Consider the following 21,853-nt stretch of genomic DNA (forward strand, 5'->3'; position numbering starts at 1 on the left):
CTCATGCCTCCTTCGAAGCGTCAGTGGTGCCGTCGGCGGGTGCGTCCGCTCGGTGACTGCCGGCTACGGCGGGGGTTTCTGAAGTTCCGACGGTTGCCGTGGAGGCGTCGGATTCCTCCGTCGCGGGGGCGGCACTAACCGACGGTGTGTCGTCGTCCTTTTTGTCTCGCGCGAGGAACGAGAGACCGGTGAGGGTTCTCACGAGCGGCGGCGCGGCAATGAAAAGCACCACGAGTGCCTGGACGATGCTCACGAGATCGATCGGGACGCCCTGGCTCGACTCCATAAAGCGGCCACCAACGCCAAGGGCGGCGAAGAGGAGGCCCGCGAGGAGGATGCCAACGGGGCCGGAGCGGCCAAGAAGCGCCACCGTGATCGCATCAAAACCGATGCTGCCCGCGATGCCGCTCGTGAGGCGGTGTTCGGTCCCGAGCAGATGCACGGAGCCGGCGAGACCCACGAGAGCGCCTGCGACCACCATGACGAGGAAGCTCGTCGTGCCGACCTTGATGCCCGCGACCTGCGCGGCGCGGGGGTTTTCACCGACGGTCCGGAACTTGAAGCCGAGCGAGCTGCGCGTGAGCAGCCACCACATGAACACGCCCGCGAGGAGCATGATGACGATGCCCGCGTGCAAACGATAGCCGGTCAGAAGCGTGGGCAGCTGAGCATTGACGGCAACGTCGGGCGAAACGGGCTGCGAACTGTTAGCGGCAGTGAAGGCCTCGGTCGTCAGCAAAAAACCGAGAAGAGAAACCGCGATCCAGTTGAGCATGATGGTCGAGATCACTTCGTTCGCCTCGAAGCGCGCCTTGAGGAAGCCCGCGATTCCGCCCCAGGCTGCGCCCGCGAGCGCGCCCACGATGAGCGCGACGATGAGGTGGACGACGGGCGGAAGGAAGGTCCACGTAAAGCCAACGTAGCCAGACATCGCCGCTCCCATGAGCAGCTGACCCGTGCCACCAATGTTGAACATGCCGGCCCTGAAACCAACAGCCATGCCGTAGGCGGCGATAATGAGGGGTGTGGCGACCGTCAGGGTTTCAAAGAGGGGGCGCCACATGAGAGCGGTCGTTCGCGCGTTGTAGTCGAAGATTGCGCCGCGGAACATCGCCTCGTACGCCCCGGCGATCGCTGCCCACGATGCCTCAAAGAAATCGCTCGGGCGCGCGAAGACATAGCCGAAGGACTCACGTACATCTTCATTGGCGATCAAGATGAGAACGCTACCGATGATCGCGGCAATGATGAATGCACCGATGACGACCGAGATTTCGCTGCGGCCAATCCGCTGGGCGAGGGTGCGACTCGACGTGGTGTTTTTCTCGCTCACGAGAGCTCTCCTTCCTCGGTCAGGGCGCTCTCACTCAGCGTTCCCGTTCCGTTAGCGACGGCCTCGCGGGCCGCCTCGGCGCTATAGCCTGCCATCATGAGGCCCAGCACTTCGCGGCTTTCGTCTCCAGGCACAATCCCGAGGATCTCACCGCGGTACATCACTGCGATGCGGTCGGCAAGCTGGCACACCTCGTCGAGTTCGGTCGAGACGATGATGACCGGGGTTCCCTTGTCTCGTTCGAGAACGATGCGTTTGTGGAGGAACTCGATCGAACCAACGTCAACGCCGCGTGTGGGCTGCGAGGCGATGAAGAGCGAAAGGTCGCGCGAAAGCGCGCGGCTCATCACGACCTTCTGCTGGTTTCCACCTGAGAGGGAGCCAACGGGAAGGTCAATTCCGGCCGTACGAATGTCGAACTCCTTGACCTGGCTTTCAGCGTGCGTGCGGATCGTGCCCGGGTGAAGGGAGATTACCGAGCCGAAAGGCCTGCGGTCGTGTTGGTCGAGAACGAGGTTTTCGGCGACCGAGAACGACTTCATGAGGGCGTCCTCGGTGCGGTCCTCGGGAACAAATCCGACGCCTTCGTCCAGGATCCGTTTCGTGCTGAGGCCCACGAGGTCGGTGCCATTCAAATAGGCGTGCCCGCTCACGTGCTGCTGAAGGCCGAGAAGGGCTTCGGTGAGCTCAGTTTGACCGTTCCCCTGGACCCCCGCGACGCCGAGGATCTCTCCTTCGTGAACGTCGAAACTCACGGAGTTCAGGAGCTTGAGGCCATTGTTGTCAGTGACAGTGAGGCCCTCAACCTTGAGGGCGGCTTTCCCACCCTTCGGCGCAGTTTTCTCGAAATCGAGAGCAACGGTGCGGCCCACCATCATGTTCGCGAGATCCGTCTGAGGAGCGCTCGGATCGGCAGATCCCACGACTTTTCCGCGACGAATGACGGTGATGCGATCCGCCACGGCCTTCACTTCCCGGAGCTTGTGAGTGATGAACACGATCGAGGTGCCCTCATCCTTGAGCTGCCTCATGATCTGCATGAGCTCATCGGTCTCTTGGGGCGTGAGAACCGCGGTGGGCTCGTCGAGAACAAGAACCTCGGCGCGGCGCGAAAGCGCCTTGATAATCTCAACGCGCTGCTGGGCACCGACGGGCAGGTCTTCGAGCTTGGCATCCGGGTCGATATCGAAGCCGAACCGCTTCGAAATCTCGCGCACCTTCGCGCGTGCTTGGTCAAGGTCGAGGAAGGCCCCCTTCGTGGGCTCATGACCGAGGGCAACGTTTTCCGCGACGGTGAAAACGGGGATAAGCATGAAGTGCTGGTGCACCATGCCGATCCCGGCCGCCATGGCCTCGCCGGGACCCGCGAAATGCACGGGCTGATCATCGATAAGAATCTGGCCGCCGTCGGGCTGGTAGAGCCCGTACAGGACGTTCATGAGGGTGGACTTGCCCGCGCCGTTTTCACCGAGAAGCGAATGAATTTCGCCCTCGTTGATGACCAGATCGATATGGTCGTTCGCCACGAGCGAGCCGAACACCTTCGTGATGCCTCGCAGTTCGAGTTTCACGCGCACAGCCTTCCGTGAGTGACACGGACCCACCGGGCCCGAGGGGTGTCGGAGTTCGAGTATAAGGGGTTTGGGCACGCTGGCGGCCCCCTCCCGAGAGAGGGGGCCGCCGGCCTAGCGAGTAATGCTCGTCACAGATAACTGAGGGCTAATGCTCAGTGCTGAGGCGAAGCGGGCGAGGTCACTTCGATCTCGCCACTGACGATCTGCTTCTGGAGGTCTTCGACTTCCTTCTTCAGTTCTGCGGGGATCTTGCTATCGAACTCGTGGTAGGAAGCAAGACCGACGCCACCGTTTTCGAGGGTGCCCACGTACGGCTCGTTCGTGAACTTACCTTCAGCAGCCTCCGTGCCGGTCGTCTCGACTGCGGCTGCAATCTCCTTCACCACCGAGGTGAGGATGACGTCCTTTGCGTCGGGGTTGGTCTCAACGCCGTCGGAGTCGACCCACACGACCATGACGCCGTCCTTTTCCTTCGCGGCCGCGAGGGTGCCTGCACCGACGGGGCCCGCCACCGGCATGATGATGTCGGCACCCTGAGAGATGAAACCTTCGGTGAGGGCCTTGCCCTTGGTCTGGTCCTCAAAGTCGCCGGTGAAGGAGCCGTCCTGGCTGTCCTTGTTCCAACCGAGGACCTTAACGTTCGTGCCGTGGGCTTCGTTGTACTTTGCGACGCCATCGGCAAAACCGTCCATGAAGATCGTCACCGTGGGAATCTTCCCGCCACCGTAGGTGGCAACCGTACCGGTCTTGGTGGTACCCGCTGCCACGTAACCCGCAAGGTAAGCGGCCTGGGCGGTGTCGAACGTGAGGGGCTTGACGTTCTCGACCTCGACGGGATTGCCATCCGCATCCTGCGCCGTCGCGTCGATGATGGCGTAATGGGTATCGGGGTTCGCCTCGGCCTCGGCCTTGATGGTCTTCGAGAAGAGGTAGCCGACAGCGTAAATCATGTTGCAGTCGCCCTGCACCATGTTCTGCAGGTTGGGGGCGAAGTCCGCCTCACTCGACGACTCGGCGGTCTGGACCTTATAGCCCTTGTCCTCTTTGAGGGTCGTGAGGCCGTTGAAGCCAGATTCGTTGAACGACTTGTCGTCGAAGCCGCCCGAATCGGACACCATGCATGCCTTGAAGTCGCTGCCCTTGCCGGAACCGGAATCGGCCCCGGATTCTTCGGGAGGAGTACCACAGGCGGAGAGAACGAGGGCGCCGGCACCGAGCAGTGCGGCCGCGCGGGAAAGGGACTTCACAATTGCCTCCAACGTGAGGGAATGAGTTGACGGTGCGCCCGGCCAATCCGAGCACCCTCCTCATAATGTAACGCTCCGTTAACCTGAATGCACTCCCAGATTCGCGTCTACCGCACGTAAGTCCGGCTGCCTAGGCAAGCGATCCGAAACCGGCACTCTCCAGGCGCTTGACCAGAGATGCCACCTCTTGCGCTTTCGCGTCCTCAACGACGAGCAGCACATCCCCGGTGTCGACGATGCTGACGCCATTGAGCCCCACGAGGGCGATAGGGCGAGAAGAATCCGAGTACACGCGCGCGCGGCTTGCCTCGCTCAGGACCGGGGCACTCCCCACGACGTGCACGCCCATTTCGGCGTCATCGTCGCTGCTCGCCATGCGCGAAAGGGCCCCAAAATCCCCCACGTCGTCCCAGTCGAAACTCGCTGGTACCACGCAAACGGCACCGCGGGAGGCAAGTGGCTCAGCAAGGGCGTGATCGATCGCGATCGGCTCGAGATGTTCCCAAAGTTCCTCTCCTTCAGCAGAGAGCTCTCCGTTCGTCACGTCTTCGGCGAGCACTCGCGCGGCGTCGCTCATGGCGGGGTGCAGGTCATCGAGGGCTTCGAGGAGCACACGCGCTTTTACAACGAACATTCCCGCGTTCCACATGAACCGCCCACTCTTCACGAACTCGGCGGCCGTTTCCCGATCGGGTTTCTCTACGAACCGCGAAACGCTCAAGGCCCCGGCGGAGCGAAGGGCGATCGCCTCCTCATCTGCCGCATCCGACGAGTAGGCCTCGATGTACCCGAAGGCGCTCGAAGGCGAGGTCGGCTCGATGCCGATCGTCGCGAGATAACCGAGCTCGGCAGCGGCGATCGCGCTATACACGCCCTTCCAGAAGTCCTCTTTCGGTGTGATCACGTGATCGGCGGCAAAGGAGCCGATAATCGCCCCGGGGTGCTCACGCTCGGCCAAGGCCGCTGCCCACGCGATCGCCGGCATCGAGTTTTTCCCGCTCGGCTCGGCGAGGATCCGGGCACTGTCACCAACCTGGTCGGCGACGGCCTCGCGATGCGCGCGTCCGGTCACGATGATCGGCGTCGCCGATGACAGCGGGGTGAGCCTTTCGAGCGTATCGACGAGGAGGCTTCTTCCGCTGCCGGCGAGGTCGAGGAGGAACTTCGGGTGACTCTTGCGCGAGAGTGGCCAAAGCCTCGTGCCTGAGCCTCCGGCCGGAATGACGGGAATAAACGGGGAGGAGGTGGTCATAGGCCAAGGCTAACGGAGCGGGTGCGTCAACGCTGAAAGAGACTCTGCCCGACGAAACCGCCCTCGAGGCATCCCGGAAGGACCACAAACACAGCCGAGCCAATCGGTGTCGTCCATGTATTGAGTAAGTCGCCGTCGGAAAGCCGCTGTTGCATGGGGACGAACTGCTCGTCGACGTCGCGTTGATAGCTCACGAAAATGAGCCCGGTATTCGAGATCTCGCTCCCGGTGGGTGCGTCGTCGTAGTTGAAGGGCCGTCGGAGAATCTGCTCATGCTCCTGGCGCGTACCGTCGTCCGCCAACCTCGCGCGCCGCATATGGGAGTATTCGCCGATCACGTGAAAACCGTGCTTGTCTTTCGCGGCAAAATCGGCCTCGCCTCTCTCACCTGGCCCACCGGCGAGCGGGGAGCCGTCGGACATTCGTCGTCCCACGGAAAACTCGCGACCCACGCGATCCACACGGTCCCACTCGTCAACGTCCATCGCGATCCTGCGCACCACCATCGAACAGCCACCGGCGAACGGACCATCGGTGATCCATACGTGCGTGTCGAGACCGCTGCCCTCCGGGTTCACTGTCCCGTCAATCTGCCCAAACAGATTCCTTTGAGACCCCGTGGGGGCAGCAAAACGCGCATTCCTGAAACCCTTTTGCACCCAGGTGAGCGTGCAGAATGCGCGCGAATCCTTGAGCAGCATCCGTTGAGCGTGGGCGAGTGCGATCGGGTCGTCCGATTGCAGGGCGATCAGCACGTCTCCGCCCGACCAACGATCCTCGAGCCTGTCGATCTCAAACGCCGGCAGCGGTCTCAGCCACGAGGGCGGCTCAACACCGGCGAGCGCAACCGCCTTCTCACCGAGCGCAAACATGACCCGGAGCCGTGCGGGCGCATCGGCGAGTTCGGGCTCCGTGTCGGCGAGCGGGGCACGCCCCTGCGTCAGCCTCGCAGCATCGTCGCTTAAGAGCCTCAGCATTCGTTCGAGGCCGCTTCTATCGGTTTCCGGTCGAAGGCCAAGGGCGATGAAGACCCCGTGCGCGAGTGGTGGCTCAGCGATGCCCGCCTGGTGCGGGCCATAAAAGCGCTCGCGCGCCTCGCCCACGATACGGCGCTTGTCGAGCTCCTCCTCGGTAGGGATTGGTGCCGTGCCCTCGATATTCTCGTCCGCTGAGGCGTGGTACGCGCTCGCCCCCGCCGCGCCAAGACCGACTCCCGCAGCTCCTACGAGGCCTGCGGCGAGAAAAGCTCGCCGGTCACCATCGGGTCTCACTGGCCGTCGTCACTGCCCATGTCGCCATAGTTTTCCTCGGCGCCCGCGAAGTCCTTGACGATTGCGGCGAAGTCCACGTCATCCATCCCCTCGATTTCGAGGGTGAGCGCGATGCTCTCGCCGGCGGCAAGGGGCTTCGTCAGCCCCATGAGCATGATGTGGGGGCCACCGGGTTCGAGCATGAAGCTCTCGCCGGCCTTGAGCCTAAATCCGCCCTCGGCTTCGCGCATCGTGCTCTTACCGTTTTCTGTCACAACCTCGTGGAGCATGCACATGTCCGCCGCATCGCAACGCGCACCCGTGATCCGCACGCTCTCCTGTGCACCGCCCGCATAGGTGAGGGACGCGAACACTGCCGTCATGTCGGTATCAGCGGGGTCGGCTGCCTTCACCCATGCGTCGCTCACCTTCACGCTGCCATCGTGAGCATCCGCGGCCTCCGACGGTTGCTGCGCCTTCGATGAGGCATCCTTCTCGGGCTGTTCCGAACAACCGGCAAGAGCAACCATGCTGAGACTCGCGAGCCCTACAAAACCACGGCGATTGATACGCCATCCAGCGTTCACCACTGTCACATCGCTTTCTGTTCGTGCACCCGAACCTTCGCCGAGGGCACACCCATCTTTTTCTGCTCGCAATTTACTCGTAAGTCACGACGAGCGGGGCGTGATCACTCCAGCGCGTGTCGTAGCTCGCAGCCCGGTCGACGCGAGCCGACACAGCCCGCGCGGCGAGCCCCTTCGAGGCCAGGTGGTAGTCGATCCTCCAGCCCGAATCGTTATCGAAGGCTTTACCGCGCTGCGACCACCACGTGTACGGCCCAGGCACATCGCCAGCGAGCGTGCGGTGCACATCAACCCATTCCCCCGCCTCGAGCAGACGATCGATGTAGGCGCGCTCTTCGGGAAGGAAACCTGCGCTCTTGAGGTTGCCCTTCCAGTTCTTAATGTCGAGGTTTGTGTGCGCGATATTGAGGTCCCCCGTGAGAAGCACGTGGCGCCCGCTCGTACGCAATTCCTCGAGGCGCGACCAGGCACCCTCGAGCATCTCGTACTTATCGGCCATCGTTTGAGGCTTGTCGACATTTCCCGAGTGCATGTACATGGAAATCACGGTCAGGTCCATGCCGTCGCCAAGAGCGTCCTCGACGTCGAGTTCGAGCCAGCGGCCGGTATGCGAATCCGCCTCGAGGTTGGGAAGCAAGCGTCGGACTTCTCCCACGTTCGCCCCCTCGAGCCCCTCGCGCACCGCGACCGCAACCCCCGCGCGGCCCTTGAGCATCGAGGCGTGTGCGGCCGACCGCCACCCCTGTCCCACGAGCCCCTCGACGAGGTCCTCGGGTGCACGCACCTCCTGGAAGGTGACGACGTCTGCGCCGCACGAGGCAAGCCACTCCCCCATACCTTTGCGAGCCGCCGCCCGCATACCGTTGACGTTAACCGTCGCCACCGTGAAAGTCACACTTACTCCTTCATTCATCCACGGGCGCGCTCGCACCCGATTTAACGGGGAGGAACCCGCCCCACGAAGGACGGGTCCCTGCCGTCAGTCACCCCACGATCGTTCTACACAGTGAACGTGCAAGGCAACTCGGGTATCAGCGCTTAGCCTTTTCGGCTTCCCACGCGCGCTCGGCCGACTCGACAACGTTCTGCATGAGCAGCGCGCGAGTCATGGGGCCGACGCCACCCGGGTTCGGGCTGATCCAGGCGACTTTGTCCTTAGCAGCGGGCTCGACATCGCCCTTGATCTTCTGCTTGCCCGTTTCCGGATCCGGTTCGCGCGTCACACCGACGTCGAGCACGACAGCATCGTCGCGAAGGTCGGCTGCCTTCACGAGATGCGGCACACCAGCAGCGGCGATCACGATGTCGGCCTGCTTGAGGAGCTCCGGGAGGTTCTTAGTGCCGGTGTGCGTAAGGGTGACGGTCGCATTGTGCTCGCGACGCGTGAGAAGGGACGCGATGGGGCGCCCCACCGTCACGCCGCGGCCCACGACGACAACGTGCTTGCCGTTGAAATCGATGCCGTGACGCTTCGCGAGTTCAATCGCGGCGCGCGGCGTGCACGGCAGCGGGGTGGTGATGGGCTTGTTGACGTTGAGCACGAGTCGGCCAAGGTTCACGGGATGAAGACCATCGGCATCCTTTTGCGGGTCGATGTACTCGAGAACCGCGTCGGTATCGATGTGCTTCGGCAAGGGAAGCTGCACGATGTAGCCCGTGCAGGCCGGGTCGGCATTGAGCTCATCGAGGACTGCGAAGAGTTCCTCCTGAGTCGTCTCCTCGGGCAGGTCCTTGCGAATCGAATTGATGCCGATTGCCTCGGAATCGCGGTGCTTACCGGCAACGTAGATCTCCGAGGCCGGGTCCGCGCCTACGAGCACGGTCGCAAGGCCAGGGCGAACCGCGCCTTCAGCAACGATCTTCTCCACGCGTTCGCGAAGTTCTTCCTTAATGGTCTTGGCCGTAGCTTTGCCGTCGAGAATTTGTGCAGTCATAGCGTCATTACTCCTTACGTCGTGGATTCTCAGTACTGGGTGAGGTCGGCGTACAGGGGCGTATTTTCGGCGAGTGTGCGCACGCGACCGCGCAGCTGCTCGATATCGCCTTTGCCGGTGAGTGCCGTCGCGATCACGTCGGCAACCTCGGTGAACTCGGCCGCACCGAACCCGCGCGTCGCAAGCGCGGGAGTGCCGATGCGCAAACCTGACGTCACACGCGGCGGGCGCGGATCGTTCGGGACCGCATTGCGGTTGACGGTGATGCCAATCTCGTGGAGGAGATCCTCGGCCTGCTGGCCGTCGATTGAGGACTTGCGCAAGTCAACGAGCACGAGGTGCACGTCGGTACCACCCGTGAGCAGCTCAACGCCGGCTTCCTTCGCATCGGCTTCCCCGAGACGCTCCGCGAGAATCTGTGCGCCCTCGAGGGTACGCTGCTGGCGCTCCTTGAACTCCTCCGTTGCGGCGAGCTTGAGCGCGACGGCCTTCGCGGCAATCACGTGCATAAGCGGGCCGCCCTGCTGCCCCGGGAACACAGCGGAATCAACCTTCTTTGCGAAGTCCTGCTTCGCGAGAAGCATGCCCGAGCGCGGGCCGGCAAGAGTCTTGTGCACGGTCGTCGAGACGACATCAGCAAACGGCACCGGGCTCGGGTGAAGACCCGCCGCCACGAGCCCCGAGAAGTGCGCCATATCGACCCAGAGCTTCGCGCCAACTTCATCGGCAATCGAGCGGAAGGCTTCAAAGTCGAGGTGACGCGGGTATGCCGACCACCCTGCAACGATCACGTTCGGGTGCGCCTCGAGGGCTTGCGCGCGCACACGATCCATGTCGATGCGGCCGGTCTCGGGGTCAACTTCGTAGGCCGCGATGTTGTAGAGCTTGCCCGAGAAGTTGATCTTCATGCCGTGCGTGAGGTGGCCGCCGTGTGCGAGGGAGAGCCCCATGAGGGTGTCACCCGCGTTCGCGAGAGCATGCATGACCGCCGCATTCGCCGACGCGCCCGAGTGGGGCTGGACGTTCGCGTGATCCGCGCCAAAGAGAGACTTCGCACGCTCGATCGCGAGGTTCTCAGCGTCATCAACGTATTCGCAACCACCGTAGTAGCGCTTGCCCGGGTAGCCCTCGGCATACTTGTTGGTGAGAACCGAGCCCTGGGCTTGGAGGACCGCGCGCGGAACGAAGTTCTCACTCGCAATCATCTCGAGGGTGGTTTGCTGGCGGTGAAGTTCCTGGTCCAGAACCTTGGCGATCTCCGGGTCGACCTTAGCGATCGATTCACCATGCGTGTTCATGTGCGCTCCTTCGCGAATCAAGACTTATGTCCTGCTTGAGTGTAAACACTACGTGACTGAGGCAACAGTGGTACGCAGGCAAGCGTCGGCCCGTGATCTATGCGCCTATCCGAACATTCAGACGGACGGGCTCCGGTTCGAGCCACACACCGAAGCTCTCGTGCACCCGCGAACGCACGTGCTCGGCAAGCTCCGCGATGTCCTTGCTCGTCGCCTCCCCCCGATTCGTGAGGGCAAGCGAATGCTTGGTGGAAAGAGCGGCGCCGCTTCGCTCCGGTGTAAGAGTGAAGCCTCGCTCGAGGCCCGAGTGGCTAATGAGCCACGCCGCGCTCGTCTTTATCCCGCCCTCGGCCTCGTATCGGGGAGCTTCCTCCGGGAGGATTGCCGCTGCTTCCCGCGCAAGGATCGGGTTCGTAAAGAAGCTTCCCGCGCTCCAGGTGTCGTGGTCGCTGGCATTGAGGACCATCCCCTTACGGGCCCGGACCTCAAGCACAGCCTCGCGCACTTCACGCATCGGGGCACGCTCGCCCACGTGGATGCCTAGTCGCTCGGCGAGCTGAGCGTATTTCACGGGCGCCGAAAGGGAGCCAAGTTGATGTTGGAAAGTCACCGACAGCACGACGTAACGCCCGGTCGCACCACCTTGCGGCATGCGCGTGCGCTTGAAGAGCGAGTCGCGGTAGGCGAATTGGCAATCAGCAGCAAAAAACGTGCGCACCTGGTTCTCAAGCCGATCCCACGTGCGCACACGCGTGATCACGGAGGAGACCTCTTGCCCATACGCTCCGACATTTTGAATCGGGGTTGCACCAACAGTGCCGGGGATTCCCGAGAGTGCCTCGATGCCGACCATCTCGCGTTCGACCGCGTAGGCGACGGCGGCGTCCCACGACGTACCGGCGAAATATTCGACGGTCGCGCCGCCACATGCCGCTGCGAGCGGCGTACGATCGGTAGGGCGTGCGTCTCCGGTCGTCGACACCTCGCACGAAGCCTCAATCCACGCGGGGTGGTCCTCGCCTATTGCCCGCACGACTGTCCCCTTGAAGGGGTCGCTCGACGCGACAAGATTCGAGCCACTACCGAGAACGAGAAGCTCTTCGCCCGCGGCATCGGCGGCGCGCACGGCGGCGATGAGTTCATCCTCGGATCGGGCCTCGACGTACGTAGAGACTTCCCCGCCGATACGCAGGGTCGTGAGATCAGAAAGCTTCACGCGAGCTTCACCACCGCGCGGCACTTCGTGAGGACCTTCTGACCATTCACGCTTGCCGTGATGTCAATCCGCGCCGTGCCGTCTTCGGGCTTGAGGAGTCCGACGACCGCCTCGATCTCAACGTCCACTGCTTCGAGTGCGGGGATCTCGATCGGCCGGGTAAAACGCGTCTCGTACGAGACGAGGCGACCCGGATCGCCAAGCCACTCGAGCACCGGGGCAATAACGGCACCCATCGTGAGCATTCCATGCGCAATGACGGAGGGCAGCCCCACCTCGTGCGCGAAAGCATCGTTGTAGTGGATCGGATTGAAGTCGCCCGAAGCACCCGCGTACCGCACGAGGGTGTCACGGGTAAAGGAACGGGTCTCGCTGACAATGACGTCACCCTTGGCGAGCGCCTCGAGTGTGGGAACGGTAGGAGTAGTCATACTTTCTTAGCCTTCCTCGCCTCGAACAACGAGCGACGAGCGGACGCTCGCAACGTGTGCCTTCGCGTGGTCCATGAAGTCCACACGCGTCGTCACCATCGCGTGCGGGCCAACCTGCTTGACGGCCTCGACGGTCAGAGTGGGGATGAGCTCGTCGCCCGCGACAATCGCGCGCTCGAGCTCGAATGATTCTTCAGAGTGCACAACACGCGAGAAGTCGATTCCGGCCTCGGGATCGTTGATATACCGCGCTTCCTCAGCCTGAGCGAGGGTGACGAGGAACGTGGGAGGGGCAACGATCGCGCTATAGCCGGCCTCGCGTGCGGCTTCCTCGCTCGTCGTGAAAGCATGCGTGTTTCCAGTGGCCGCGGCAAACTCTCGGATTTTCGTTTCCGAAACTCGTACGCTGGGCCCGCTTTCGTAAACGCGGCCCGCGAAGTCGGGATGAGGCGATGCCATTGGTTCCTACCCTTCGATTGATCGCGCTGCCAGGTCGTGGCGCGCGGGGATTTTCATCGTATCCGGTTGCATCTCGCTGCTTGCGGTGTGGCGCTAATCGCCGAAAGCACCAAGCAAAAAGCCACCCTCGTGGGCGGCTCAGCGGAGAATCTCCGAAGAACGCACCCGGGGTGGCTTCTTGATGAGTATGTGCGTGTGGATCAGCGGGTTTCGCGGTGAACCGTGCTGCTGGCGCACGTCGAGCAGTACTTCTTAAGCTCGAGGCGGTCAGGGGTGTTGCGGCGGTTCTTCTTGGTGATGTAGTTGCGGTTCTTGCAATCTACGCACGCCAAGGTGATCTTAGGACGCACGTCAGAGCTTTTCGCTGCCATGACTCGCCTCTTTCCGTTTCGCGCGCATCTTGCATACGCGGGTCCTGTCGCCTGCGGCATGCAGGCACATCAACACGCCAGGGAAACCTGGAGTGGTACCGAGGGCGGGGATCGAACCCGCGACCTCACGATTATGAGTCGTGCGCTCTGACCGTCTGAGCTACCCCGGCTCGATCGGAATTGCGGCCCGACACCGATTCTTCGGTGCCGGGCCGCCATCCGATCAGAGCCCTGAAAGGGAATCGAACCCTTGACCTTCTCCTTACCATGGAGATGCTCTGCCGACTGAGCTATCAGGGCAACGCGTGAAAACTTACCGTGTTTTGCGAACCTAGGCAATTCCGGGAAGTCCTCGGTGCGGCGGATCACAGCCACTCACGTGGAGGTAATCTGCGTGGCAGGTGAGGGATTCGAACCCCCGAAGGCTGAGCCGTCTGATTTACAGTCAGATCCCTTTGGCCGCTAGGGTAACCTGCCCTGCTCGCCGGATCCGCGCCCGATATGGCGCGATATCGCGAAGCGAACCTGATCAATACTAGCGAGCCTTTGCGCTTTCGTCCACGCAGAATGGCTGCTGGCGCCCGTGTTCCCTCTCACAGAGCCCCGAACTTCGGCTTTGCCACGAGCAGGGGCACCGCGGCTGCTGAGGTCGCGGTGCCCCTGTTTTCCTCCTCCGTATCCCCTTCGCCCCGTCTTTCCTAAAAGCCGTTCGCACGGTTTTCTCTGTAGCCGTTCGCACGCTTTTTCGAGAGCTCCGTCACCCCGTTCGCGAAAACCACGCGGGTGCTTCGTTGCTCGAGCGGCTTGTTCTACGACGCCGCCGAGGCTTGCATCTGCTCAGCCGCCTCTTGCTTGACCTGCTCGCCGTGGGTGCGGAGATTCGTCAAAAGCGTTTCGATTGCGGTCGCAAGAGTTTCAAAGTTCGCGACGAACGAGTCTCGGTCCTCTCCGACCCATTGCGCCGACTGAACGCTTTCGCGTGCCGAATTCAGGGCGCTCGTCGTTGCTGTCGCGAGTGACACAAGGCTCTCGCCTGCAGAGACGCCCTGTTCGGGCGACATTCCGATAAAAGTCGTGTTCATGTTTCCCCCTTGATCCTTAGTGGTGTTGGTGTGCTGCCGCTAGCCGGCGCTCGAGGCTGCCTGCTGTTCGACAACCTGACCGCGTGCATTTTCAGCCAAAAGCCCGAGCCTCGCAGCGTTGTCGTCGCTAGCGTGGGCGAGAGTGCCGAGCTGCGAGAGGAAGTTCTCGCGATCCTCGCCCACCCATTCGAGCGACTGAACGGTACTCACAGCGTTGTTCCCCATGTCGCGAAGCGAGGTGGCAAGCGCCTCCAGCGCACCAGCCATGCTTTCGACGCTCCCGGGATCCATTCCCTTCATCATGCGTATTCTCCTTTCATGAGGGCCCGTGCCCTCGTCGATCATGCCGACACCTTCACGCTACGGCTTCGCAAAGAGCAAAAGTCCTGTGGAGCACGACCCGCCGGTTCCCATGTGGAGAACTTTTGGCGCTGTGACGCCGCTCCCGCCTAACGCACAAAGCCCGACGCTCGTCGTTGCTCCGCGGATTGTTCCTCAAGTAGGCGTGCCAACTGCCTGAGCATGTCGGCTACGGCAATGAATCGAGCGTGCGCTTCCTCAGCAGTATTCGCGAAGGCTTCGGCATCTGGGCCCTTCCACGCAAGTGCATTGACGAGTGCGCGTAGTTCCTCGCCCGCATGCCTCCAGCTTTCCGCGCTGAGAGACATGAGCGTGCTCAGCCGCTCAACCGCCGCGGGGTCCATTCCTTCAAACATGTGTGCTCCTCAATAGTGATGTGCTGTAGCGCTGTTCTGAATCAGCGGTATTCCGGTGGGGTGGAAAAGTGATGAATGCGCTCTTTGAGCGCCAAAGGTGACAGCAGCGGTACCGCGTCACGGCGGCACGGCCACGCCTCATCCTTTTCGCGCGAGGCAGGGCGCTTTGACAGCTATTCATGGCAGTACTCGCGTACATGTGCAGGAACGATGAGTCGACAGTCAGCGCCCTCAACGAGCCACGCGACATCGGGGGCATTCGCCCATCTCGTTCGCGGCGGAGTGCGGCCAAAAACCGTGAACACCTCCGCCTCTCGAGAACCGAGAACGATACCGCACCCCGCGTGCGCGAGGATCGGCCCGAGCGCACCAAGCCTCGAGAACGAACCGCCCTCGAGCCCACCAAAAACACATGCCCCTGCTGCAAGTGCAGTCCGTGCGGCGACACCAATCTCTGCCGCCTCGGAGTCCGACTCGAGGTCCGCGACGTTGTCGAGGATGACAAATGCCTTCGGCCCCAGCGCACTCGCTCGCTCGAGAACGCGGCACGCCTCTGCCCCATTGCCGGAGGTGCTTTGGGGCAGACGAAGAATCTCACGATCCCGAGCAAGAGCGGCCAGAGATTCGAGAAGTGCAAGGCGATCGCTCCCCTCACCTCCCACGATGAGACCCCCGCCCTTGAGTGGCAGCGAGACGGGCTCGCCATCGGCGTGAGAGAAGCCCACGAGAGCACGCGTCGAATCCCGCACGAGCGCGACTGCCTCGCGGGTGCCAAGTGTGCGCCTTGCGAGCGCGAAAGCCTCGAGGCATGCGCGACGGCGATTATCCCCGCGCACGGAAGGCTCCTCGAAGAGCGCTATCTGTGCTTCACGGCCTCCGATACTCACCCGCCCCACGGGCGCTGACTCGGAAAGCCTCACAGTCGTGCCGCACATCGCGTAGTCTTCCGCACGCGAAAGACGATGCACGATTCGTTCGGTGCACGCGGTCTCGAGGCTCCGCGGCAATTCGCTCGGTCCTGAAGCGCCAATGATGAGCGTGAGCCTGCGGGCACGGGCCGTCCGCGCAAGGGCACCGAGAAGCGAGAGGATGTCTTCTCGATCGCTCGGATGGGCTTCGTGGCAGAGGTCGGCACACGAGTCAATGGCGAGAATCGACGGTCCCACCTCGCCCTTGGTATTCGTCAGGTGCCGAAGCATTCTCAACACGGAAGCGGTGTCGTCTCCCGACACATACGCGACTGCCTGGGTTTCATCGACCAGTCCCCGAAGTCCTTTGCTCACTGAGTCGAGAATGAAGAGGCGCGGCCTCTCCTGTGCAGTACGGGTCGCTCGCACGATATTCACGATGCTCGTGCTGCGACCAGTGCCGGAGGCGCCGTAAACTCCGTAGACCGATCCCGGTGGACCTAGCCTCGCGACGGTGCGTCGTTGGCGCGATGGATCGTCCACGAGCGCAAAAGGCGCCGGCAATCCCCAATCCTGAACGAGCTTCTCCCCCTCGTAGCTTTCCGCGAGCGGTGGGAGCCATGGCGCGCGAACGGTTTCTCCACTTCGAGCCCAGGCGTCAATCGCTTCTTTCACCACAAGGCTTGCATCGGTGGGACCCCGATCCTCTCCGCGGGAAGGCTCATCGCTCGTGAGCCGCAGTTGCGTATTGAACACCGTCTTCGCTTCCTCATCGTTCATGGCATGCGCGAGGGACACACCTAACCTCGTAGAACGATCGTCCTCTCCACGAGCACCCGCGTATGCCATTTGCGCCTCGTGCTGGAGGCCCGCTCCCACGGCACTCACAACGGCTCGACCGGGGGTGTCGAGTGAAATTTGAGCTGCTGCCTTCGACCCGATGACATCGAGCGAATCGGCGGTATCGCTCAAGCGAAGCGCGATGCGAAGGCTGACATTCGCGCGAAGGCGCTCGCTCACGATCCCCGCGGGTCTCTGTGTCGCAAGAATCAGGTGGATGCCAAGCGAGCGCCCTCGCTGCGCCACATCAATGAGTCCTTCGAGAAACTCGGGGCAGTGATCTCGAAGGGCTGCGAACTCGTCAACGACTATGACGAAAGCGGGCAGATCATCACCACCACGCTCCGCATAGTCGTCGCTGTCTTTCGCGCCGCATCGCGCCAAGAGCTCCTCTCGATAACGTAGTTCCGCTTTGAGGGAGACGAGTGCACGCGTCACGAGATCGGGCCCAAGGTCAGTCACGAGCCCAGTGCAATGGGGCAAAAGCGCGCACTCGCCGAGCCCTGCGCCGCCCTTATAGTCCACGAAAAGGAATGTGAGACGACGCGGTGAATACCGAAGTGCAAGGCTGAGAATCCACGATTGAAGAAACTCCGACTTTCCCGATCCCGTTGTTCCGGCAACAAGAGCATGCGGCCCCCACGTGCGAAGCGGGATCGTGAGTGGCCCGGTCTCGCCGTACCCTACAAGAGCATCAAGCGTGCGGGCCTCGGCGCGGTCATTCGTGCGCCAGGCGCGAGAGAGACTCGTTCGAAGTTCATGCCGCTCCACGCCGTTCACATCGAGAAGCGATACGGTCGCGGGAATGGTCTCGTTCGCGTGTTCTCGGCTTCGCGCATCCATCAAGGAGGCGAGCCTTCGTGCCCATACGTGTGCGGCTTCGTTACTGACGCCTTCGCATGCGTTGAGCGCGATGGGCGCCATCTCGCCTCGTTGCCAGAAGACTCCGTCTTTCCCCTCAACCTCGAGAAGTGCGCTGCACACACCGGGAAGGTGCGCACTATCCGCTGCTGTCACGATAAGGCGTGGCCCTCGTTCTCCACATGCCTCCCACGCTTCCACGAGGACCGTGAGTGGGGTGAGCTGAGCGGGGGTCGGGTCAAGCGCGAGGATCACGACATGCGAACTGCCTCCTTCGGTATCGCCGCTGAGATCAGGCATGTGACGAGCAGCCCAAGCGATGACGGCCTCGTCGCTCTCGAGGATCTGCACCTTCCCTCCATCGGAACTTCGTGCATGGGGAAGCCACGCGAGACCCCGCGCGTTTTCGCACGCAGTCGAAGAGCACACGAGGGCGAGGCGAACGTCGGAAGGTGAATGCCGCCCACCAAGCTGTACTCCAAGACCGACCGCGCATCCCATGCGTCCCACACCGGTGATGCCCAGGCCGCGTGCCTGCCGAAGAGAGACAGTCACGGGCCCTTCGAACGTGCGGGCTGACTCGCGGAGCATCTCGAGCTCCCCTCGCTGTTCGCGTGGGCCTTCGGCCAGGGTCTCTCCTTTGAGCTGCACCGCGCTCTCGACTCGGCCCGTACCGAGTCGGAGCGTCAAGAAATCGCTGTGTTCTTCTCGTAGCGCCCACAGATCGCCACGTTTGGGCGAATCCCATTCGGCAATAACGCAAGCGGCAGGGAGCATCGCGCCTAGGCGCGCCTTCTCGCCCTCGTGTACCCCGTGCACCTCGGCTTTCGCCTCGTCAACCGCTTCCTCAAACTCCCTCAGTGCCCGCGAACTTTCCTTGCGCACCCGTGCGCATTGCGACCAATAGTGTGCGAGTGCCATTGCCGGCATGACGACTGCGAGCATGATGACGAAACTGCTCCGTGTGAGCGTGTACATCACTCCGGCGATCATGAGCGGCACGAGAAGGCTCACCGTTGGAAAAGGTGGTGCCGTCGCTGGCCGCGGTACTCGCGGCAGAGCGATCTCCCGTGCGGGCTCCGCCAGCTCAATGCGCGCGGGAGGAAGGTAGGCGCGCGCGGGCGAATCGTTGACAACGACGTCGGCGCCGGCGCGATGCCGAACCCCTACTTTCCATTGCCCCACGTACACGCACGAATCGGGCTTGAGGAGAGCGCCTCTCACCTGCCCGCCTTCGGCGTTTTTCAGGATCGCACCTTGAGCAGCGTGAATCTTCACCTCGGCACACGTTTCGAGGTAGGCGTGGGTGCTCGCAACATCACCGTGCTCGAGCGTGACTCTGCACGTTGTTGACGACCCGATTGACGAGAGCCCCTTCTCGAGCGGAATGACACACTGAACTCCATTGCGCTCCAATACGAGCTCCCACGAGGAGGGGATTCTTTCGCCTGGGCGCTCAACCTCCACGGATGCCTGCACGAGCTCGACGCTCATGCCTGACATCAACCCAGAAACGTGCAGAAGTTGCTCATTGGCGAGCAGTGCGCCGGGAAATCCCTGTTGGCTCCGCTGCCCCACTCTCAGCGCATACCCTTCACCGTCGAGGCCGAAATGGTGCCGCAATCTCTCGACGAACTCCCCCGTGCGCACGGTCGAATCCGCGGAAACCTCGAGTACTACGGGGTTTTGGCAAGGAGGGATGACCTCCACGAGAAGCGTCACGACGCCACCTTCCCCTCGATCGCCACTGCAGCCTCAAGGATGGCGTGGCGCCGGGGAACGAGAAACCCCGCTCTCCACGTTTGTGGAAAGCGGGGTCGTGTGGAGCGAAAAGCGGGGCGCGTCAGCGGCCTTCAGGCTCCTCCCTTTCGCTCTCGGGGGTTCCGACGGCGGCTTCGCCTTCACGAAGCGCATCCTGACCTTCGACGGCCTGCCCGTGTTCAGGTGCGCCCTCTTCGCTCTCGTCGAGCGCGTGCTCATCGGCGATGACGGGCAACTCGAGACGATCGACGGTCGTAAAAATATGCTCGCCATAGGCACCCGATGCACTCGGTTCAACGGCGCTCACCACAACGGCCGTCGCGTTATCGCGCCCACCATGGGCGACTGCCGTATCAACGATGCGTTGAGCAACAAGGTCCGCCGCCGAGGACTCTTCGAGCATGGAATGCAGCTCGCCATCGCTGACTTCCCCCGTCACGCCGTCGCTACAGACAAGGAAGCGATCGCCAAGACGCACCGGTATAAGCCAGAAATCGGGGCGCGTGTCCGGACCGGCACCAAGTGCACGCGTAATCATGTTGCGGTAGGGGTGGACCCGTGCCTGGTCGAGCGTGATCTCACCGCGATCCACAAGTTCTTGGACTACCGAGTGATCCACACTGACCTGGGAAAATTCGCCGTCTCGAAGCATGTAGACGCGAGAATCGCCAAGGTTCATGACGAGCCAATGGGGCTCGGATTCATGAAGCGTCAGAGCCACCATCGCCACTGTCGTGCCGGCGCTGCGTCCGGAATCGTCATCGAGGCTAGCAATTCGCTCATATGAGCGAACCATCGCATCTGCGACGTCCTCAAGTTCGATGTAATCGCCGCCCGCAAGAGCTGCAAACTCATCGGCAACGATGCCGCTCGCAACCTCCCCAGCATTGTGGCCACCCATGCCATCAGCCACGAGGAAGATAGGGTCAAACGCGATAAAAGAATCTTCGTTGACCGACCGTACAAGACCGACGTCAGTCGCCCCGGTCGAGGCGATACCGAAGTCTTCAGCGTGCCGTTCGGCCCGCAATGAGAGGTCTGCATTCACGAGTTCGTTCACTTTACCTTAGTCGAGCACGCATTCGGGCCGGAAGGCCTATGCACATTGAGCTGCGATCCGCTGTAAAAAGGGCACCGCGAGGCATGCGCACGCCGTGTACGGCGCACGCTTAAGCATAGCGAGAAGCGCTGAACGTCGCAGGAGCGCACGCCCCTTAGGCGCGGCGTCGCACGAGCGATACCGTAAAGGCCGTAAGAGCATCGCGCGCGGGGCCCGCGGGCAGCGAGTCCACGAGGGCAAGAGCACGATCGCCGTAGCTTGCTGCGAGCTTTTCAGTTTCGTCAACAACGGGATGGACCGAGAGCGCTTCAACAACTTCGGCGAGCTTTTCATCACTCGAGAGGTCAGCGTCGAGGGCGGCGAGCAAATTCGCTGAGGCTGCGTCATCGGGATGCTCCGCCACGTGCGCACGAAGCAGCAAACTCGGCATGGTGGGAACCCCTTCGCGCAAGTCAGTCCCGGGGGTTTTTCCCGATTCTTCCGCAGTTGCACGAATGTCGATCACGTCGTCGGCGAGTTGGAATGCCACGCCCACGGCTTCGCCGTACTCCCGCATAACGGAGACGACGCTCTCGGGCGCTTTCGCGATCTTGGCACCGAGCACACCTGCGGTAGCAATCAGTGAGCCGGTCTTATTGGAGAGCACGTCAATGTAATGGGCGAAGGGATCATCGCCTTCGCTGGGGCCGACGGTTTCATTGAGCTGGCCTAGGCATAGACGCTCAAACGTGTGGGCGTGGATCCCCACGATCTCAGAGCCGAGATTCGCGCTCATAGCGCTCGCGCGGGCAAGAAGAAAATCCCCCGTCAGGATCGCAATGTGGTTACCCCACACACGATGCGCAGCGGTGGTACCCCGACGAGTCTCTGCCGCATCCATGACATCATCGTGATAGAGAGTCGCGAGATGAGTGAGTTCTACGAGAGCTCCCGCGTCAACGAGTTGCGGCTCGGAGATGTCCCCAAAAGCGGCGGCGAGCATCACGAGGACGGGACGCACGCGCTTACCACCAGCGTCAAGGAGATACGGCGCCGTTGAACGCATCATCGGGTCAGACGACGCAACAGCGGCGTGAAGCCTTTCTTCAACAGCCTCGAGGCCACTCTGGATAGATTCCGCGAGGGAAGGGTCGATGTCCTCCATCGTGAAGCTCGCCATCACTGTCCTTTACCTGACGGGCCCGTTCCCTGCGAACGAACTACAGGCGTTAACTCTATCGGCATTTACGGCTGGGCGCAGCGCAGCAAGAGCGTGAAATGGTCTTCCATGGGGAGGGTCACGGGCCTCCGACGGTTTCCGGGCAAAAAGAAAACCCCGGTCGGGTGACCGGGGTTTTCGAGGAATAATTTCGGCGGCGTCCTACTCTCCCACACCCTCCCGAGTGCAGTACCATCGGCGCAGTTAGGCTTAGCTTCCGGGTTCGGAATGGAACCGGGCGTTTCCCCAACGCTATGACCGCCGAAAAACTTCCGGCGTGGCTGCGAAAAGCAGCACCACTATGAAATTTTGCGATCAGCTCAGCGCATCTTTGCGCGAGCGATCGATAAGAATAGTTCGGCGGTGTCCTACTCTCCCACACCCTCCCGAGTGCAGTACCATCGGCGCAGTTGAGCTTAGCTTCCGGGTTCGGAATGGAACCGGGCGTTTCCCCAACGCAATGACCACCGAAACA

19 protein-coding genes, 3 tRNA genes and 2 rRNA genes are annotated in these 21,853 nt (G+C 62.2%); all 24 read right to left on the bottom strand.

Annotation, left to right across the window (positions count from 1 at the left end):
* Nucleotide 1: 1 nt before the first annotated feature.
* The 24 genes from D8M36_RS03030 to rrf (D8M36_RS03145) all read right to left on the bottom strand — a co-directional run bounded on the left by D8M36_RS03030 (nucleotide 2) and on the right by rrf (D8M36_RS03145) (nucleotide 21,850).
* On the bottom strand, nucleotides 2–1,333 hold the full coding sequence (locus D8M36_RS03030; RefSeq protein ID WP_065248154.1) for an ABC transporter permease: 1,332 nt from the start codon (nucleotides 1,331–1,333) through the stop codon (nucleotides 2–4).
* Nucleotides 1,330–2,904: an ABC transporter ATP-binding protein gene (locus D8M36_RS03035; RefSeq protein WP_065248155.1), complete on the bottom strand. Its 1,575-nt coding sequence runs from the start codon at nucleotides 2,902–2,904 to the stop codon at nucleotides 1,330–1,332. The genes D8M36_RS03030 and D8M36_RS03035 overlap by 4 nt, the downstream gene beginning before the upstream one ends.
* 155 nt (nucleotides 2,905–3,059) lie before the next feature.
* Nucleotides 3,060–4,154 (bottom strand): BMP family lipoprotein, encoded by a 1,095-nt coding sequence (locus D8M36_RS03040; RefSeq protein ID WP_065248156.1) that lies wholly within the window; start codon nucleotides 4,152–4,154, stop codon nucleotides 3,060–3,062.
* A 130-nt stretch (nucleotides 4,155–4,284) separates the two neighbouring features.
* On the bottom strand, nucleotides 4,285–5,406 hold the full coding sequence (locus D8M36_RS03045; RefSeq protein WP_126846585.1) for a mannose-1-phosphate guanylyltransferase: 1,122 nt from the start codon (nucleotides 5,404–5,406) through the stop codon (nucleotides 4,285–4,287).
* Between the two features lie 26 nt (nucleotides 5,407–5,432).
* Nucleotides 5,433–6,677, bottom strand: coding sequence for a Dyp-type peroxidase (locus D8M36_RS03050; RefSeq protein WP_126846587.1), 1,245 nt, complete (start codon nucleotides 6,675–6,677; stop codon nucleotides 5,433–5,435).
* Complete coding sequence (locus tag D8M36_RS03055) at nucleotides 6,674–7,186, bottom strand: copper chaperone PCu(A)C (protein WP_126846589.1); 513 nt, start codon at nucleotides 7,184–7,186, stop codon at nucleotides 6,674–6,676. Before D8M36_RS03055 ends, D8M36_RS03050 begins: the two co-directional genes overlap by 4 nt.
* A 130-nt stretch (nucleotides 7,187–7,316) precedes the next feature.
* A complete protein-coding gene (locus tag D8M36_RS03060; protein ID WP_126846591.1) occupies nucleotides 7,317–8,138 on the bottom strand; it encodes an exodeoxyribonuclease III in 822 nt (273 codons plus the stop codon).
* 136 nt (nucleotides 8,139–8,274) lie between these two features.
* The gene (locus D8M36_RS03065; RefSeq protein ID WP_061212542.1) at nucleotides 8,275–9,177 is read right to left on the bottom strand and encodes a bifunctional methylenetetrahydrofolate dehydrogenase/methenyltetrahydrofolate cyclohydrolase; all 903 of its coding nucleotides are present in this window, start codon (nucleotides 9,175–9,177) and stop codon (nucleotides 8,275–8,277) included.
* Between the two features lie 29 nt (nucleotides 9,178–9,206).
* Nucleotides 9,207–10,475: a serine hydroxymethyltransferase gene (gene glyA, locus D8M36_RS03070; protein ID WP_126846593.1), complete on the bottom strand. Its 1,269-nt coding sequence runs from the start codon at nucleotides 10,473–10,475 to the stop codon at nucleotides 9,207–9,209.
* Between the two features lie 97 nt (nucleotides 10,476–10,572).
* Nucleotides 10,573–11,691, bottom strand: coding sequence for a UDP-N-acetylmuramate dehydrogenase (locus tag D8M36_RS03075; protein WP_126846595.1), 1,119 nt, complete (start codon nucleotides 11,689–11,691; stop codon nucleotides 10,573–10,575).
* Nucleotides 11,688–12,122 (bottom strand): MaoC/PaaZ C-terminal domain-containing protein, encoded by a 435-nt coding sequence (locus D8M36_RS03080; RefSeq protein WP_126846597.1) that lies wholly within the window; start codon nucleotides 12,120–12,122, stop codon nucleotides 11,688–11,690. Before D8M36_RS03080 ends, D8M36_RS03075 begins: the two co-directional genes overlap by 4 nt.
* 6 nt (nucleotides 12,123–12,128) lie before the next feature.
* Nucleotides 12,129–12,581 carry an FAS1-like dehydratase domain-containing protein gene (locus D8M36_RS03085; protein ID WP_065248162.1) on the bottom strand — a complete coding sequence of 151 codons (453 nt, stop codon included), beginning with the start codon at nucleotides 12,579–12,581 and terminating at the stop codon, nucleotides 12,129–12,131.
* Between the two features lie 200 nt (nucleotides 12,582–12,781).
* Entirely contained in the window at nucleotides 12,782–12,952 is a 171-nt protein-coding gene (rpmG, locus tag D8M36_RS03090) for a 50S ribosomal protein L33 (protein WP_016665062.1), read from the bottom strand.
* A gap of 93 nt (nucleotides 12,953–13,045) precedes the next feature.
* Nucleotides 13,046–13,122, bottom strand: a tRNA-Met gene (locus D8M36_RS03095).
* A gap of 57 nt (nucleotides 13,123–13,179) precedes the next feature.
* A tRNA-Thr gene (locus D8M36_RS03100) sits at nucleotides 13,180–13,252 on the bottom strand.
* 95 nt (nucleotides 13,253–13,347) lie between these two features.
* Nucleotides 13,348–13,429: transfer RNA gene (locus D8M36_RS03105), tRNA-Tyr, on the bottom strand.
* 332 nt (nucleotides 13,430–13,761) lie between these two features.
* Nucleotides 13,762–14,034, bottom strand: coding sequence for a hypothetical protein (locus D8M36_RS03110; protein ID WP_065248163.1), 273 nt, complete (start codon nucleotides 14,032–14,034; stop codon nucleotides 13,762–13,764).
* Nucleotides 14,035–14,073: 39 nt separating this feature from the next.
* Nucleotides 14,074–14,337: a hypothetical protein gene (locus D8M36_RS03115; protein WP_126846599.1), complete on the bottom strand. Its 264-nt coding sequence runs from the start codon at nucleotides 14,335–14,337 to the stop codon at nucleotides 14,074–14,076.
* 146 nt (nucleotides 14,338–14,483) lie between these two features.
* Nucleotides 14,484–14,750, bottom strand: coding sequence for a WXG100 family type VII secretion target (locus tag D8M36_RS03120; RefSeq protein ID WP_126846600.1), 267 nt, complete (start codon nucleotides 14,748–14,750; stop codon nucleotides 14,484–14,486).
* 173 nt (nucleotides 14,751–14,923) lie between these two features.
* The gene (locus D8M36_RS03125) at nucleotides 14,924–19,081 is read right to left on the bottom strand and encodes an FtsK/SpoIIIE domain-containing protein (protein ID WP_126846602.1); all 4,158 of its coding nucleotides are present in this window, start codon (nucleotides 19,079–19,081) and stop codon (nucleotides 14,924–14,926) included.
* 121 nt (nucleotides 19,082–19,202) lie between these two features.
* On the bottom strand, nucleotides 19,203–20,180 hold the full coding sequence (locus D8M36_RS03130; RefSeq protein ID WP_126846604.1) for a PP2C family protein-serine/threonine phosphatase: 978 nt from the start codon (nucleotides 20,178–20,180) through the stop codon (nucleotides 19,203–19,205).
* 154 nt (nucleotides 20,181–20,334) lie between these two features.
* The gene (locus tag D8M36_RS03135) at nucleotides 20,335–21,339 is read right to left on the bottom strand and encodes a polyprenyl synthetase family protein (protein ID WP_126846606.1); all 1,005 of its coding nucleotides are present in this window, start codon (nucleotides 21,337–21,339) and stop codon (nucleotides 20,335–20,337) included.
* 188 nt (nucleotides 21,340–21,527) lie between these two features.
* Nucleotides 21,528–21,644 (bottom strand): 5S ribosomal RNA (gene rrf, locus D8M36_RS03140).
* A gap of 89 nt (nucleotides 21,645–21,733) precedes the next feature.
* Nucleotides 21,734–21,850 (bottom strand): 5S ribosomal RNA (gene rrf, locus D8M36_RS03145).
* Between the last annotated feature and the right edge of the window lie 3 nt (nucleotides 21,851–21,853).

The organism is Dermabacter sp. HSID17554, assembly GCF_003989295.1.
GTDB classification, from domain to species: domain Bacteria; phylum Actinomycetota; class Actinomycetes; order Actinomycetales; family Dermabacteraceae; genus Dermabacter; species Dermabacter vaginalis.